The following is a 14,431-nucleotide window of genomic DNA, read 5'->3' on the forward strand; positions in this document are numbered from 1 at the left end:
AAAGGATGCCCATGCCTTCTCCCCTCGTCAGCCATGTCGGCTTCCTCTCGCCGGGGAGCTATCCGGACGATGATCCGGCGGGCGGCCTGGAGCGCACGCTGCAGCTGTTCGAGCTCGGCGAAAGCCTCGGCTATGACAGCGCCTGGGTGCGCCAGCGCCATCTCGAACCGGGCGTCTCCGCTGCGGCGGTCTTCCTGGCGGCGGCGAGCCAGCGCACCCACCACATCCAGCTCGGCACCGCGGTGATCCCGATCGGCTATGAGAGCCCCTATCGCCTGGCCGAGGATCTTGCCACCGTCGACGTGCTCTCGCGCGGGCGGCTCAATGTCGGCCTCAGCGCCGGCACGCCGCCGCATGCCGAATTGCTGGCGCCGCTGGTTTTCGACGGCGACTGGCGCAGCCATGACTTCTCCCATGCGAGGGTGCAACGGCTGGCCGATAATCTCCGCGGCAGCTATCTCGGCGCGCCCGACAGCCTGATCGACATTCCCGGCGGTCGCATCCGGCCCGGCCTGCAGCCCTATGCCAAGGGACTGGTCGAACGCCTCTGGTACGGCGGCGGCTCGTTGCGTTCGGCCGAATGGGCCGGCCGCAGCGGTTTCAACCTGCTGATGGGCAACGTCACTACGGGCGAGGGCACCGACGATTTCTTCGAGGTGCAGGTGCGCCAGCTCGAAACCTATCGCGCGGCTTCGGCCCGGCCCCGCATCGCCCTCGGCCGTGTCATCGTGCCCTATGACAGTGCCGATCGGGTGACGCGGCAGCGCTATGCCGACTATGCCGCGAGCCGGCATGCCCGCACGCTCGCGCCCAATGGTCCCCGGCGCACGCTCTATGCTGCCGATCTCGTGGGCTCCTCCGATCAGATCCTGGAGCGCCTCATCGCCGATCCGGTGCTCGCCGGGGTCGGCGAATTCAGGCTGGAGCTTCCCTATGCCTTCGGGCAGCACGACTACGAGCAGATCCTCACCGATTTCATCCAGCGCATTGCGCCCGAACTTGGCTGGGGCGCTGGGAGCGCGGACTTCCAGTCCGCTTCTTTTTCAGCCCGTGCGCGGCATTTGTGAAAGGACGATGCGGATATCGCGACAGGCGAACCTGTCGCTGAGAAGTCCGCGCTCCGAAGCAGCCCTCACCAAGACAGTCGAGACATGACATGAATTCCGGCAATCTCCGCGCCGCCGTGGCAAAGCCTGGCCATATTCACGACAATCTCACCGATCTGATCGGCAACACGCCGCTGCTCGAACTGCACAATTATGCCCGCAACCGCAATCTGTTCGGGCGGATCGTCGCCAAGATCGAGTTCTTCAATCCCGCCGGCAGCATCAAGGACCGCGCGGCCTGGGCCATCATCGCGGAGGCCGAGGCGGCCGGCCGGTTGCATCGCGGCGATCTCATCGTCGACGTGACCAGCGGCAATACCGGCATCGGCCTGGCCGCGGTGGCGGCCTCGCGGGGCTATCGGGCCAAGTTCTATGTCAGCGACAATATCAGCCAGGACAAGGTCAAGCTCTTGCGCCTCTACGGGGCGGAGCTCGTCACGGTGAAGAACGAGTTCTTTCTCGACCCGGAGGCGATCGACAAGATCACGCAGCGCATCCGCGAGGAAAATCCCTCGGCCTTCTTCGCCGACCAGCTCGCCAATCCCGCCAATCCGCGGGCCCATTTCGAGACGACGGGTCCGGAGATCTGGCGCGATACGGCCGGCAGCGTCGACATTCTTGTCGGCGGGGTCGGCACCGGCGGCACCACGGCCGGCGCCGGGCGCTTCCTCAAATCGAAGAAACCCAGCCTGAAGGTGGTGATCGCCGAGCCGGCCGAAGGATCCATTCCGACGGAGGAGAACCCCTATCCTGACGAGATCGATGGCGTGCACAAGGTGAGCGAGGTGCCGGCCGAGCAGTTGCCGAAGAATTTCGATACCGGGATCGCCGACGAGATCATCGCGCTGAATACGGCGCAGGCGCGCCGGACGGCGCTGGAGCTGGTGGCGGAAGAAGGCATCTTCGCCGGCACTTCCTCAGGCGCCGTGCTCTGGGCTGCCACCCAATTGGCGGCCCGGGCGGAGAACGCCGGCAAGGTCATCGTCGCCATCCTGCCCGATACGGGCGAGCGCTATCTCGGCTCTACCTGGTGGCCGCTGGAGACGGCGCCCGGCGTGGAGCGGCCGAGCGCAGCAGAATAGCGAGCGCAAGATCGATCAGGCGTGCCCCGCCGTCACGCCGCCGGCCCGTGCATAGGCCTGCCTGGTGCGCTCCGTCGGGCGAACCGCGAGGCGCTCTGCCAGCAGCGCCCTGGCCAGATTGGTCCGCCCAGAGCGTTCGGCAGCGGCGATCAGGGTCTGCGTCACCAGATCGCGCTGGGCATGGCTGCCGCCGATGCGGATGACCTTGTAGCGCACCGGCAGGATCAGCTCGATGCTCCTTGCATAGTCGCCTTCGGCAAAGGCGAGGACGCCGTCGACGAGGCGGCGGCCGACATCGACCGTGATATCCCTGTTGTCGCCGATCCCGTCGCGGGCATAGGCGTCGAGCGAACGGCGCAGACGCTGCACCCCCTCGGCATTATCAGCCCTCGACACGGCAAGAGCGAGATGGAGGTCGTTGAACACCAGCACATGCTCGTCGACATGGCCGAGCCAGCTTTCGGCGAGGGGAGCCCAGCGCCCACCGACATCGGCACCAGCGAGTTCCAGGCGCCAGAGGAGGGCGGAGGCGTCGACGAGGTCGAGCAGGGATTCGCCCGTCAACCTCGGCGCGACGAAACGGTCATAGTCGCTCAGAACCTCGGCGAAGCGGCCTTCCTCGATGAGATAGAGGGCGAGGTGCCAGCCATTGTGGATGGAGAGGGCGTAGGCCTTGCTCCAGGCCGGGCGCGAGGCCTTGAGGAACTCGATGCCTTCGGCCTGGCGGCTTTCGGTTTCCAGCACATGGGCCACGGCGTGCACGGCCCAGCCATCCTCGGCATTGCGGGCGATGGCGGCGCGGCCGACCTCTTCGGCGTGGCGCAGCTCCCCGGCCTCTTCCAGGCCGAAGGCGTATTGGCCGAGGACATAGCCGTAATTGGCGCCCTGCGGATCCCAGGCCGGCAGCACCCGCGCGACGGAATCGCGAATGCTGAGCGAATGGCCGAGATAGAAATAGCTGTCATGGGCAAATCGCAGCGCCAGGGCGTCGACGGGATGGTCGATGAGGATGTCTTCCCAGATATTGGTGGCGACAACGATCTGGCCTGATGCCCAGGCCTGCGCCGCCTGGAGATGGCGGTTTTCGCGGGTACCGGCACCGCCGATCGAAGCCTGGGCCGCCGACAGCGCCGCAGTCACGGCGGGATGATCGCCGCGCAGGCCATTGAGCACCAGCAAGGAAGCGATCGCGCTGTGCCCCAGGGTGAAGGCCGGGTCGCGGTCGACTGCCTCCTGCAGCACGGCGACAGGGTCACCCTTCCAGGCATAGTAGTCGCTGACGGCCTGATCGAAAGCCTGTACCGAGGCCGGCGAGCCGGTGATCTCGAGTCCCTGAGCGTCCTTAGGCATGATGACGGTCGTCCTTCTTGGCTGCGACGGTTTCCTCTTCGACGGCGGCGAGAAAATTGGCGATGTCCTGAGCCGCCCGCGCTGGACTTTCCCAATGCGGCGCATGGCCGATGGCAGGATAATGGATCGCGGTGAGATCGGGAATATGACGGGCGAGGCGGATCTGCGTGCCCTCGTCGAACACGCTGTCCTGCGCCCCCCAAAGTGCCAGGGCTGGCAAGTTGAGAGTCTGTCGTGGCGGTGCGCGTTCGTCGACGAGGCCGTCAAGAACCTTGCGCCAGGTCTCGGGCGCCAGCTTGAGGCTTTCCTCGACGAAAATGGCAAGCTGTGGGTCGGAGAGCTGCGCGAAGGTGGTGCCTTTCTGGAAAGCCTCGATGAAATCGCGCGGGATGGTCGACGACAGGCCAGCCAATTCGGTGCGCAGTTCGAGAAGGCCTGCATGGCCCGCCGCGTCGGGCGCGGCGCCGATCAGCACCAGGCTGTGAACAAGGTCGGTCCGGCGGGCTGCCACGCGTTGGGCGACGATGCTGCCAAGCGAATGGCCGGCAAGATGGACCGGCCCTCCCACCACCGCCTCGATGAAGTCGATGGCATCGCCTGCGAAGTCGGCAATGGCGTATTGCTCGGCGGCATCCGAGCCGCCATGCCCGCGCTGGTCCAAGACCAACAGGCGAAATTGCTGGCCAAGCCGGGCGAAGAGGGGTTCGAAACTGCGCCAGCTGTCGGTGTAGCCGTGCAGCAGCACGAGCGGAGGGCCATCGCTCCCCACCTCGACGAAATGGTGACGCAAGCCGTTGGGCAGTTCGACAGAGCGATTTCGAACACCCGGGAGGGGAGCGGTCGGCGCGGAAATCTGTATCATCACGGCTCCGTGCGGTTGCCGGTGGAGAGGAGATCCTGTTCGAGCGCGGCCAGGGACGCGGGGCGTGCGACGCGCAGGACGAGGAACCAGATCACGCCAAGCGCCAGCAGGCCGAGGAAGATGTAGGGCAGGATCGAGAAGGGCCAGGCCGGAATGGGATAGACGCTGCCGGCCAGCGGGATCAGCAGCAAGACAATGGTGATGAGGCTCACCAGCCCGTGCCAAGGCCTGAACTCGCCGATACGGCTGAGAAAGAAGGGCACGCCGGCCGCGGCCAGAATATAGGCGAACAGGAAGCCGAAAGTGGCAACGCTGCCGAGCAGGCCGAAGGCATCGAGAAGGCCGTAGCCCGACTGCGTGAGGGCCAGCGAGAGGGCGATGGCAACCACCGCCAGGATGGTGACCGCGACATGCGGGGTGGCATTGACTTTGTGGGCATTGCCGGCCGAGCCATGGAATAGGCCATGCCCGGAAAGGGCATAGAGCACGCGGGCGCCGGCATTCAGGCTGCCCAGGGTGCAGGCAAAGAAGCTCAGCGCCACGCCGAGATCGATCAGGCTGCCGACCCAGCCCAGGTGAATGCCCTGGGCCGCGGTCGTCAGAGGGGCTTCGGCCTTGTCCAGTGTCACCGGCAGAGCGTGGAAGGCGCCGGTCAGGCCATAGGCGCTGACGATGAAGAGCAGCCCGATCGCCACCACGCTGACGATCACGGCGCGCGGAATGGCGCGATAGGGGTCGCGGGCTTCCGCCCCCAATGTCGTGGCGCTCTCGAAGCCGACGAAGCTGAAGAAGGCCAGCACCAGGCCGAGGCGCAACTGGTCGGCACCGACGCCTTCCAGTGTGAATTGCGCGTTGTCTACGGCGGGTCCGACCCAGAAGATCGAACCCAGCACCACGACCAGGATCAGTGCGACGGTGGCCAGTTCGATGATCAGGGTTGTCCTCGTCGACAGACGGATGTCGCGATAGGCGAACCACCACGCGGCGACGATGACCAGGAGGCTGACGACGAGGGTGAGGGCCCGATCAGCCTCCTGAATACCGAAGGTGTGGGCGAGTACGAGCAGGGAGTTAACCGCGCCGCCGATCACGGCCGCCGCGGTAAAGAGATAAGCGATCAGCAGCGACCAGCCTGCGACGACGCCCCAGAAACCACCGAGGCCCTGGCCGGCGAAGACATAGAGTGCACCGGGATTGGCGGTGCGGCGGGCGAACTGGTTGATGTTCCAGGAAACGAACAGCAGGGCGATAGTGGCGAACAGATAAGCGAGCCATGTCCCGTTGCCGGCTACCCCGAAAACCACGGGAATGACCAGAGCCGGCGTGCCGGAGGGAGCGACCGTGCCGATCGACTGGGCGATCACTTCCGGTAGTGAAAGGCGGTTGCTGGCAAGGGAGCCCCTGCCTTCGAGGGGCGCGGCTTGGGCGCCCTCAGTCGTCACGCTGCTCATGGTCTTCCCCGCGTCGTCGGCGCGGACGGCCCGCACCGGCCGATTGCCAGCATCAGTGGCTTTTGAAGTTATGTCAATTAAATCTATAGACTTTATATAATTAAAAATTACAAGCCTTCCCGCACATAGCAGGAGGCAATGCGAAAGCCTGCGAGCTTGGTCTAGTCGACCTGTCCGTTGCTGCGGGCATGGGCTTGGGTGATCTGGCTGCCGGGCGGGACGCTGCGGGTCAGCCAGACATTGCCGCCGATGGCCGAGCCGCGGCCGATGGTGATGCGGCCGAGTACGGTGGCGCCGGCATAGATGACGACGTCGTCCTCGACGATAGGATGGCGGGGGCTGCCCTTGACGAGCGCACCGTTCTCGTCGGTGGGAAAATGGCGGGCTCCCAGCGTCACGGCCTGGTAGAGGCGCACGCGCTCGCCGATGACGGCGGTTTCGCCAACAACCACGCCGGTGCCGTGGTCGATGAAGAAACTGCCGCCGATCTCGGCGCCGGGATGGATGTCGATCCCTGTCTTCGAATGGGCGATGTCGGAGATCAGCCGGGCCAGGAACGTGGCGTCCAGGCCATGCAGGGCATGGGCGAGACGATGATAGATGATCGCCGTCATGCCGGGATAGCCAAGCAGGATCTCGGGGAAATTCGTCGCGGCGGGATCGCCGCGGAAGGCAGCGGTGAGGTCGCTGACCAGCACACCCCGAATGGCGGGCAACCGGCCGGCGAAAGTGCTGGTGATCGCCAGGGCCTGCTCGCGCAGGCTGTTCTCCGGCACGGAATCGTCGCGCGTGAAGGCAAGGCTGCGGCGCACCTGTTCGGTGAGCAGGATCAGGGCATTGTCGAGTGTCGAGCCGACGAAATAATCGATATTGCCGGCACCGATTTCCGACTGGCCGTAATGGCTGGGAAAGAGGGCGGCCTTCAGCCCATCGAGAATGGTCGTCACCGTCTCGCGCGAAGGCGTGCGGCGGATGCGGCCCTGATGGCGGATATTGTGGGTGATCTCACGAGAGAGCCTGAGTTGCGCCACCAGGGCATCGAGATTCCAGCCCGGCGTGGGCGGCCGCGTGGCGGTCGATGCCTCTTCCTGCAAGGCGATGGCATGCTGTGCGATCTCGTTCATGGCACGGCCTCTTCTCGGCGGCAGGGGTCGGGAAAACCGGCGGAGATGCTCCGCCATGCATCGCCCCCGTCGTTCTAAATTTAATTATCTACTATTTCTATAGACAAATTGTAAATTTCAATCGAAGCTGTGTTCTCAAGATCGAACTCGCCACACGGAACGCCTCATGAGACCTGCCTTTGCCCCGTCGTTGCCCGCGATCCGTTTCCGTCCCGATACTGGGCCAGCCGGTCTTGCGCCAGCGACAGAGGCCGGCCGTGGCTAAGGCGCGCTATTGCCCCCGTACGGCCTATCTGCGCAGGCTGATCGAGCAGGGCCGCATCATCGCCGCCAAGCAGCAGGCGGGCGCGTGGCTGCGCGAAGCCTATGCCTCGCCGCAATTCCTCAGCCTGATCGCCGAACTGCTCGATCCCGCCAAGCCCGACCGTGACCGCCGCAACCGGCGGCCGCCGGCGCAATGGCTCGATATCGGCGAAGCCTTCGACGCCATACGCGAAGACGGTTTCACCCGCGACCAGACCATCCTGATCCTGTCCGACCGCTTCCACCGTTCGGCCAGCCTCATCGACAAGGCTCTCGACTTCTACCGGGACGCCCAGCGTCCCTACTCAGTTGCGCCGACGGCGCCAGCCCCGCTCGCCGACACCGCGGCCGGGGAACGGGCCTGAAATGGCGAGGTTCGAGCCTATTTCACGCGTTGCTCGCGGGGTTTGCCAAAGCCACGTGACACGTCGGTTGTTAGCCCATTTGTCCGGAGCCTTGCCGGCCTCGATACAGGGCAAATCCAGATCTTCTTCCGCGCCATGAACCAGACAAGGAGCACCGTATGGCCGATGAACCCGCCGTTCGCCGAACATTGAACGAAGCGGCGGCAAGACAGCTTGCCAATGCCACCAAGACCAGGGCCCAGTGGTCCGGCATCACGCCGCGCTGGCTGGTTTCCTTCCTGCCCTGGACACCGGTGGAAGCCGGCATCTATCGCCTCAACCGGGTCAAGGAAGACCAGGGTGACATCAGCGCCGAAGTCGAGTGCTCGCCCCGCCGCGACCAGGATCCGGACCTGCCGGAGACCTTCGTCGACTATGAGGAGGCGCCGCGCGAATATTCGTTGAATGCCGTCACCACGGTGCTCGACGTGCAGACCCGCGTCTCCGATCTCTACAGCCATCCCTACGACCAGATCCAGGAACAGCTGCGGCTCCTCATCGAGAAGGTGAAGGAGAAGCAGGAGAACGAGCTGGTCAACAACAAGGAATATGGGCTCCTGCCCAATGCGCAGGCCAGCCAGCGCATCAAGACCCGTACCGGCGCTCCCACGCCCGACGATCTGGACGAGCTGATCACCAAAGTCTGGAAGGAACCTTCCTTCTTCCTGGCCCATCCGCGCGCCATCGCCGCCTTCGGCCGCGAATGCACCCGCCGCGGCGTGCCGCCGCCGACCGTTACCTTGTTCGGCACGCCCTTCCTGACCTGGCGTGGCCTGCCGCTGGTGCCGAGCGACAAGCTGGAGGTCGACGCCAAGGGCAAGAGCAACATCCTGCTGCTGCGCACCGGCGAGAAGAAGCAGGGCGTCATCGGCCTGTTCCAGCCCGGCGTGCCCGGCGAGGTGCAGCCCAGCTTGTCGGTGCGCTTCATGGGCATCAACCGCAAGGCCATCGCCTCCTACCTGATCTCGCTCTACTGCTCCTCGGCCATCCTCACCCATGATGCCCTGGCCGTGCTGGAAGGCGTCGAGGTGGGCAAATATCACGACTATCCCGACAAATATGTCTGATCGGGGCTGATGCCGACAGGCGAGCCTTTATCTCGACCATACTGAGTATGGTGCGATCGGCCCTCTCCACGAAGTGGGGAGGGTGGCCCGACGAAGTCGGGTCGGGAGGGGTGTGGAGGGCGGCGTGACGCCATCTCCGAAGCTCGCGCGACCGTGGTGCCATCTCGTCAAGTACACCGCGCTGCCCGCCGCACCCCATCCGCCCAAACTTCGTTTGGGCACCTTCCCCAGCTTCGTGGGGAAGGCAAGCCGCGCTTCTCTGGGCAGGGATAGGAGCCATTCCCCGCCATGACGACCGCCCTTTTTAAGGAGCTCCCGCTCGATGACATCAGGCCTTACCTCAAGCCCGACCTGGCCGGATCCGACGGTGCTGGCAGATCTCGCCAATGCCCTGTTCCAGGCGCCCCCCGGCCAAGGCACCGTGCCGCTGGCGCCAACCGTGCCGGCGGTCCCGCCGAGCCCGACGCTGGCGCCGGCGCCTTCCATCACCACCAGCGTCGCCCCACAGGTGCCGGCACGCCCGCCTGTCGGCCCGCCGGACCTGCCGCCCGTGACCATTCCCTCGATCGTGCCGACACCGACCATCCCGATCGCGCCTGCCACCGCTCCGCAGCCGCTATCGGGTGCGTCGGCAGTCCCCTCGGACGTGCCGCAGCCCGGTGGCTCGGCCGGTCCCTTCGTGCCCAGTGTGCCGACCCAGGTCGACTTCTCCGTCCTGCCGCCGGGTCTTGCCGAGTTTCTATCGCTGCTGCGTCCCGACGTGGCCGCCGCCGCACCTTTGCAGGCTCCGTCCACGGCCTCCGTTCCCGGCTCGATCGCCCAGCCGTCCGAGGACGGCTATTATTTCCTGCGCGACGGACAATCCCTCGCTCCCTCGCAACCGCCTGCGCCGCCTCTCGCCACCCCGCCAGCCGTTCCGGTGGCGCCACCTAGTCCGCAAATTCCGTCGGTTGCGCCGCAGGTGGGTTCGCCCGCCGTTCCGGCTGCCCCACGCCTTCCTGATTTCAGTGCGATTTCCCTGGAACTGCGTCCCGATGCGGTGCCGGATCTCGCCCAGTCAGGCCGCCCCTTCGATGCGCAATCGGTCAAGCGCGACTTCCCGATCCTGCAGACGCAGGTGCATGGCAAGCCGTTGATCTGGCTCGACAATGCGGCAACCACTCAGAAGCCGCAGGCGGTGATCGACCGCCTCAGCCATTTCTACGAGCATGAGAATTCCAACATCCATCGCGCGGCCCATGCGCTGGCGGCGCGGGCAACCGACGCCTATGAGGGCGCGCGCGAAAAAGTGCGGCGCTTCCTCAATGCCGGCTCGACCCGCGACATCATCTTCGTGCGCGGCACCACCGAGGGCATCAACCTGATCGCGCAGGCCTTCGGACGCCGCCATGTCGGGGAAGGCGACGAGATCCTGGTCACCTGGCTGGAGCACCACGCCAATATCGTGCCCTGGCAGATGCTCGCCGCCGAGAAGGGCGCCAAGCTGCGTGTCGCGCCGGTCGACGACACAGGGCAGGTGATCCTCGAGGAATATGAGAAGCTCATCAATCCGCGTACGCGCATCGTCTCGATCACCCAGGTCTCCAATGCGCTCGGCACGGTGACGCCGACGCGGGAGATGGTCGCCATCGCCAAGCGCCACGGCGCCACGGTCGTTGTCGACGGTGCCCAGTCGGTCTCGCATATGCGCACCGACGTGCAGGCGCTCGATGCCGATTTCTTCGTGTTCTCCGGGCACAAGGTGTTCGGTCCTACCGGCATCGGCGTGGTGCACGGCAAGCCCGATGTGCTCGCCCATCTGCCACCCTGGCAGGGCGGCGGCAACATGATCGCCGACGTCACCTTCGAGAAAACGATCTATCACGGCCCGCCCGAGCGCTTCGAGGCCGGCACCGGCAACATCGCCGACGCGGTAGGGCTCGGCGCGGCGCTCGACTATGTCGAGACGATCGGCATGGATGTGATCGGCCGCTATGAGCATGAGCTCCTGGTCTACGCCACCGAGCATATGCTTAGCTTGCCCGGCCTCAAGCTGATCGGCACCGCCAAGGAAAAGGCGAGCGTGCTCTCCTTCGTGCTGGATGGCTGCCGGACCCAGGATGTCGGCGTGGCGCTCGATCGCGAGGGCATCGCGGTGCGCGCCGGCCATCACTGTGCCCAGCCGATCCTGCGCCGCTTTGGCCTGGAAAGCACGGTGCGGCCGTCGCTGGCCTTCTACAATACGTATGACGATGTCGATGCGCTGGTGGCGGCGCTGAGAAAGATCCAGAGCGGGCGGGGCTATCGCTGATCCTTGGAGCGCGGACTTCCAGTCCGCGCTCCAAAAACCTATTTGCCCAGCCAGATCGTGCCCGACGGATTGTCGACGGGAACGCCGACGGCATTTCCATATTCGGTCCAGGAGCCGTCATAGTTGCGGGCGTCATAGCCGAGGATGCGCTTGAGGGCGAACCAGCTATGGCTCGAGCGCTCGCCGATGCGGCAATAAGTGATGATCGGCCTGGTTCCGTCGATGCCCTTGGCGGCATAGATGCCGCGGATCTCCTCGACGGGCTTGTAGGTGCCGTCCTCGTTGACGATGGTGGCCCAGGGCACGTTCTCGGCGCCCGGTACGTGGCCGGCCCGGATCGCGAGTTCCTTCACGCCTTCGGGGGCGAAGATCTTGCCGGCATATTCGTCGGGCGAGCGGATGTCGACCAGCTGTCCGTCGACCTTGCCCTGGGCAAAGCCGAGCACGTCGGGAAGCCGGGCGCGCAGGGCTTCGTTGCGGTCCGGCAAAGTGAGCGCGGAGGCTGAAAAATCAGGCACGTCGGCGGTGAGGGCGAGGCCGCGGGCTTCCCAGAGCTTGCGCCCGCCGTCCACCAGCTTGGCGCGCTCGCCGAAGCCATAGACGTCAAGCACCCATACGCCCCAGGCGGCGAACCAATTGTTGTTGTCGCCATAGACGATCACGGTGGTGTCGTCCCCCACACCGGCCTTGCGCAGGGTGTCCTGCAGCTTCTCGCGCGAGGCGATATCGCGGTTGACGGTGTCGACCAGGTCCCGATGCCAGTCGAGATTGACTGCTCCGGGGATATGGCCGCGCTCATAGACGGTCGGATCGACGCTGACCTCGAAGATCCGCACCTTGGGATTGTCCAGATTTTCGAGAAGCCAGTCCGCCGTAACCAGGGATGGGGAAGCCGGTGTCGTCATCGCTTGCCTCGTTGCAGGAGTGTCCGGAAGGCGAGCTTAATTCATAAATACACTTAGTCCATAATTTTTATATAATAATCTTGACCAAGCTCTGTTCCCTGTCATTATTCAGCCATATCGCTCGAAAGACGCATCCTTTCCTTTGAATTCGGAGCAAGTGGCATGCGAAGCAAGATCGGACTTTTCGGCTTTACGGCCCTCGCTCTCGCCCTGCAGGCGCCTGCGGCATGGGCGGAAACGCCACCGGGAATCGCCGTGGTGGCGCAATCCATCGACGACGTCACCAGCTTCGACCCGGCCGAGGCCTTCGAGTCGACGACGGGGCAGGTGGCCAACGCCCTCTATCAGCGCCTGGTACAAGCCGATCGCGATGCCAGCGCCAGCATCAAGCCGGCGTTGGCGTCGAGCTGGGAAGCGGGCAGCGATGGCAAGAGCCTGACCTTTACCTTGGCCAGGGACGCCAAATTCGCCTCCGGCAATCCCGTCCGGCCGGAAGACGTGATCTTCTCCCTCAGCCGCGCCGTGAAGCTCAACAAGGCACCCGCCTTTATCCTGAACGAACTCGGCTGGACCGCCGACAATGTCGAAGCTGCCATCAGCAAGGTCGATGACGGCAAGGTCAAGTTGACCTGGCAAGCTGATGTCGCTCCATCCTTCGTGCTTGCCATCCTCACCGCCAACGTCGCCTCGGTTCTCGACGAAGCGGTACTCGCGCCGCAAGCCAGCAATGGCGACTTCGGCAATGGCTGGCTCAAATCACATTCGGCCGGCAGCGGCGCCTTCAAGATCAACTCCTATACCGCGCATGAGGCGCTGGTGCTGGACGCCAACCCAGCTTCGCCTGGCGGCGCACCCAAACTGCAGGGGCTCATCTTCCGCAATGTCCCGGATCCAGCGGCCCGCCGCCTGCTGGTGGAGCAGGGTGATGTCGACATCGCCCGTGGCCTCGGCATCGACCAGGTCGAGACGCTCAGGGACAAGAGCCAAGTCAGCATTTATGCAACGCCTTCGGCGCGGCTCGAATATCTCCTGATCAACACCAAGGCCAATCCAACCCTCGGCAATCCGGCCTTCTGGAAGGCAGCGCGCTATCTCGTCGACTATGAGGGCATCGCCAAGAACCTGCTGCGCGGGCAGTATCGCGTGCACCAGGCTTTCCTGCCCGCCGGATTCCCGGGCGCCTTGGGCGATACCCCTTACAAGCTTGATGTCGAGAAGGCCAAGAAGATCCTGGCCGATGCCGGCATCGGCCCGACGAGGATCAGTTTTCCGGTCTTCAACGAGCCGCTCTTTCTCACAATCGCCCAATCCCTGCAGCAGAGCTTCGGCCAGGCCGGCCTCACGCTCGACATCCAGCCGGGTGTGAGCAGCGAGATCTTCGCCAAGGCACGCTCCGGGCAATATGAGGTGACCCTGCGCTATTGGGGCCCGGATTATTTCGACCCGCATTCCAATGCCGGCGCCTTCGCCGTCAATCGCGACAACAAGCGCAACACCGTCGCCAAGCAGGCCGGCTGGGTCATCCCCGAGCTCAGCGACGAGACGGCCGCGGCCGTCAAGGAGCAGGATCCGGCCAGGCGCATCGCCCTCTATGAGGAGTTGCAGCGCAAGATCCAGAAAAGCTCACCCTATGTCGTGATCCTGCAGGACAGCGACCAGATCGTGCTCGCCAAGGGCGTCACCGGCTATTTCCAGAGCCCCTATGGCGACGTGTTCTACGATCGCGTCGAGAAGCGCCCGGCGCCCGTGCGCGCCGACACGAACTGACAGGAGACCAGGCATGAGCCGCAGCCGCGACAAGTTGTTTCTGTTTGAACCCGGATTCGAGGATCCCAGCCATCCGGGTCAACGCTTCGTCTGCCCGCACAGCAACCAGATCGAAGGTGTGCTGGCGAGCTTTCCCGAACTGGCCGGACATCTCGACATCGAGCGCGTACCCTTCGTCCGGCCGCGCCGGGCGGTGATCGCCGAACTGGGCGAGGCCAACCAGTCCCTGCCAGCGCTGGTCCTGCGGGAGGGACCGGTTCCCGACGATGCGGAGCACTTCGGCGACGCTGCCTTCGTCAAGCCGACCCAGCGCATTCTCGAACTGCTGGCCGAGCGTCACGGCTTTCCGCGCCTGCATGGCTGACGGCGGCCGGGCGCCAAAGCGCCGTGTGGTTTGAATAGACCGCTTCAAATCGCAACGGCGCGTCGAAGCAATGAGACTCTTGGAAAGGAGGACATGGCCATGCGCTTGAGGCGGCGGGCTCTGGATCAGCTCTTGCAAGGGCGCCATGCCCACAAGGGCGGGCGCACGCTGGCGCAGCGCGCTCGCAACCTGACCATGATCGCAACGGCCTATTCCTGGGACGAATTGCTTGCCGAACGCGGCATCGGGCAGGTCACGGCCCTCGAGGTCGAGCGCTGGCTCGCCCTGAACGGGCTGCAATTGCGGCAGGCCGGCACCGGGTCGTTCCGGCACGGCTGAAGTTCACTGGGTTTGCG

Annotated in this window: 13 protein-coding genes; 8 read left to right on the top strand and 5 right to left on the bottom strand. The window is 65.0% G+C overall.

The window, feature by feature from the left end:
• The first annotated feature begins 5 nt into the window (after positions 1-5).
• Together ACR9ZN_RS24120 and ACR9ZN_RS24125 are read left to right on the top strand one after the other, a co-directional pair.
• The gene (locus ACR9ZN_RS24120; protein WP_481273360.1) at positions 6-1,067 is read left to right on the top strand and encodes an LLM class flavin-dependent oxidoreductase; all 1,062 of its coding nucleotides are present in this window, start codon (positions 6-8) and stop codon (positions 1,065-1,067) included.
• 89 nt (positions 1,068-1,156) lie between these two features.
• The gene (locus tag ACR9ZN_RS24125) at positions 1,157-2,188 is read left to right on the top strand and encodes a PLP-dependent cysteine synthase family protein (protein ID WP_454811640.1); all 1,032 of its coding nucleotides are present in this window, start codon (positions 1,157-1,159) and stop codon (positions 2,186-2,188) included.
• A gap of 15 nt (positions 2,189-2,203) precedes the next feature.
• Here ACR9ZN_RS24125 and ACR9ZN_RS24130 read toward each other — a convergent pair whose 3' ends face one another.
• The 4 genes from ACR9ZN_RS24130 to epsC form a co-directional block, all read right to left on the bottom strand.
• Positions 2,204-3,538, bottom strand: coding sequence for a tetratricopeptide repeat protein (locus tag ACR9ZN_RS24130; RefSeq protein WP_481273362.1), 1,335 nt, complete (start codon positions 3,536-3,538; stop codon positions 2,204-2,206).
• Positions 3,531-4,400 carry an alpha/beta fold hydrolase gene (locus tag ACR9ZN_RS24135; protein WP_481273364.1) on the bottom strand — a complete coding sequence of 290 codons (870 nt, stop codon included), beginning with the start codon at positions 4,398-4,400 and terminating at the stop codon, positions 3,531-3,533. The genes ACR9ZN_RS24130 and ACR9ZN_RS24135 overlap by 8 nt, the downstream gene beginning before the upstream one ends.
• Entirely contained in the window at positions 4,400-5,851 is a 1,452-nt protein-coding gene (locus ACR9ZN_RS24140; protein WP_454811643.1) for an APC family permease, read from the bottom strand. The genes ACR9ZN_RS24135 and ACR9ZN_RS24140 overlap by 1 nt, the downstream gene beginning before the upstream one ends.
• Before the next feature lie 161 nt (positions 5,852-6,012).
• The gene (epsC, locus tag ACR9ZN_RS24145; RefSeq protein WP_434958964.1) at positions 6,013-6,975 is read right to left on the bottom strand and encodes a serine O-acetyltransferase EpsC; all 963 of its coding nucleotides are present in this window, start codon (positions 6,973-6,975) and stop codon (positions 6,013-6,015) included.
• Between the two features lie 257 nt (positions 6,976-7,232).
• Here epsC and ACR9ZN_RS24150 point away from each other — a divergent pair, with 257 nt between their 5' ends.
• From ACR9ZN_RS24150 to ACR9ZN_RS24160, 3 genes are all read left to right on the top strand, one after another.
• Positions 7,233-7,643 (top strand): hypothetical protein, encoded by a 411-nt coding sequence (locus ACR9ZN_RS24150; protein WP_481273367.1) that lies wholly within the window; start codon positions 7,233-7,235, stop codon positions 7,641-7,643.
• Between the two features lie 158 nt (positions 7,644-7,801).
• Positions 7,802-8,749, top strand: coding sequence for a family 2A encapsulin nanocompartment shell protein (locus tag ACR9ZN_RS24155; RefSeq protein ID WP_434958966.1), 948 nt, complete (start codon positions 7,802-7,804; stop codon positions 8,747-8,749).
• Positions 8,750-9,071: 322 nt separating this feature from the next.
• Positions 9,072-11,039 (top strand): family 2A encapsulin nanocompartment cargo protein cysteine desulfurase, encoded by a 1,968-nt coding sequence (locus ACR9ZN_RS24160; RefSeq protein ID WP_454811646.1) that lies wholly within the window; start codon positions 9,072-9,074, stop codon positions 11,037-11,039.
• 38 nt (positions 11,040-11,077) lie between these two features.
• Here ACR9ZN_RS24160 and ACR9ZN_RS24165 read toward each other — a convergent pair whose 3' ends face one another.
• Entirely contained in the window at positions 11,078-11,944 is an 867-nt protein-coding gene (locus ACR9ZN_RS24165; RefSeq protein WP_454811648.1) for a sulfurtransferase, read from the bottom strand.
• 162 nt (positions 11,945-12,106) lie between these two features.
• Here ACR9ZN_RS24165 and ACR9ZN_RS24170 point away from each other — a divergent pair, with 162 nt between their 5' ends.
• The 3 genes from ACR9ZN_RS24170 (at position 12,107) to ACR9ZN_RS24180 (ending at position 14,414) form a co-directional block, all read left to right on the top strand.
• Positions 12,107-13,711 carry an ABC transporter substrate-binding protein gene (locus ACR9ZN_RS24170; RefSeq protein WP_434958969.1) on the top strand — a complete coding sequence of 535 codons (1,605 nt, stop codon included), beginning with the start codon at positions 12,107-12,109 and terminating at the stop codon, positions 13,709-13,711.
• 13 nt (positions 13,712-13,724) lie between these two features.
• Positions 13,725-14,075, top strand: a complete 351-nt coding sequence (locus ACR9ZN_RS24175) for a DUF3088 domain-containing protein (protein WP_481273371.1) — start codon at positions 13,725-13,727, stop codon at positions 14,073-14,075.
• Between the two features lie 93 nt (positions 14,076-14,168).
• Positions 14,169-14,414, top strand: a complete 246-nt coding sequence (locus ACR9ZN_RS24180) for a hypothetical protein (protein WP_481273373.1) — start codon at positions 14,169-14,171, stop codon at positions 14,412-14,414.
• Positions 14,415-14,431 lie beyond the last annotated feature (17 nt).

The sequence above is a fragment of the Labrys sp. HAY1-8F genome (assembly GCF_056754975.1).

Excerpts from the sequence above, each read along its gene's own strand:
- ACR9ZN_RS24120 (WP_481273360.1), top strand. The coding sequence starts at position 6 with ATGCCCATGCCTTCTCCCCTCGTCAGCCATGTCGGCTTCCTCTCGCCG.
- ACR9ZN_RS24125 (WP_454811640.1), top strand. The coding sequence starts at position 1,157 with ATGAATTCCGGCAATCTCCGCGCCGCCGTGGCAAAGCCTGGCCATATT.
- ACR9ZN_RS24130 (WP_481273362.1), bottom strand. The coding sequence starts at position 3,538 with ATGCCTAAGGACGCTCAGGGACTCGAGATCACCGGCTCGCCGGCCTCG.
- ACR9ZN_RS24135 (WP_481273364.1), bottom strand. The coding sequence starts at position 4,400 with ATGATACAGATTTCCGCGCCGACCGCTCCCCTCCCGGGTGTTCGAAAT.
- ACR9ZN_RS24140 (WP_454811643.1), bottom strand. The coding sequence starts at position 5,851 with ATGAGCAGCGTGACGACTGAGGGCGCCCAAGCCGCGCCCCTCGAAGGC.
- epsC (WP_434958964.1), bottom strand. The coding sequence starts at position 6,975 with ATGAACGAGATCGCACAGCATGCCATCGCCTTGCAGGAAGAGGCATCG.
- ACR9ZN_RS24155 (WP_434958966.1), top strand. The coding sequence starts at position 7,802 with ATGGCCGATGAACCCGCCGTTCGCCGAACATTGAACGAAGCGGCGGCA.
- ACR9ZN_RS24160 (WP_454811646.1), top strand. The coding sequence starts at position 9,072 with ATGACATCAGGCCTTACCTCAAGCCCGACCTGGCCGGATCCGACGGTG.
- ACR9ZN_RS24165 (WP_454811648.1), bottom strand. The coding sequence starts at position 11,944 with ATGACGACACCGGCTTCCCCATCCCTGGTTACGGCGGACTGGCTTCTC.
- ACR9ZN_RS24170 (WP_434958969.1), top strand. The coding sequence starts at position 12,107 with ATGCGAAGCAAGATCGGACTTTTCGGCTTTACGGCCCTCGCTCTCGCC.
- ACR9ZN_RS24175 (WP_481273371.1), top strand. The coding sequence starts at position 13,725 with ATGAGCCGCAGCCGCGACAAGTTGTTTCTGTTTGAACCCGGATTCGAG.
- ACR9ZN_RS24180 (WP_481273373.1), top strand. The coding sequence starts at position 14,169 with ATGGCCATGCGCTTGAGGCGGCGGGCTCTGGATCAGCTCTTGCAAGGG.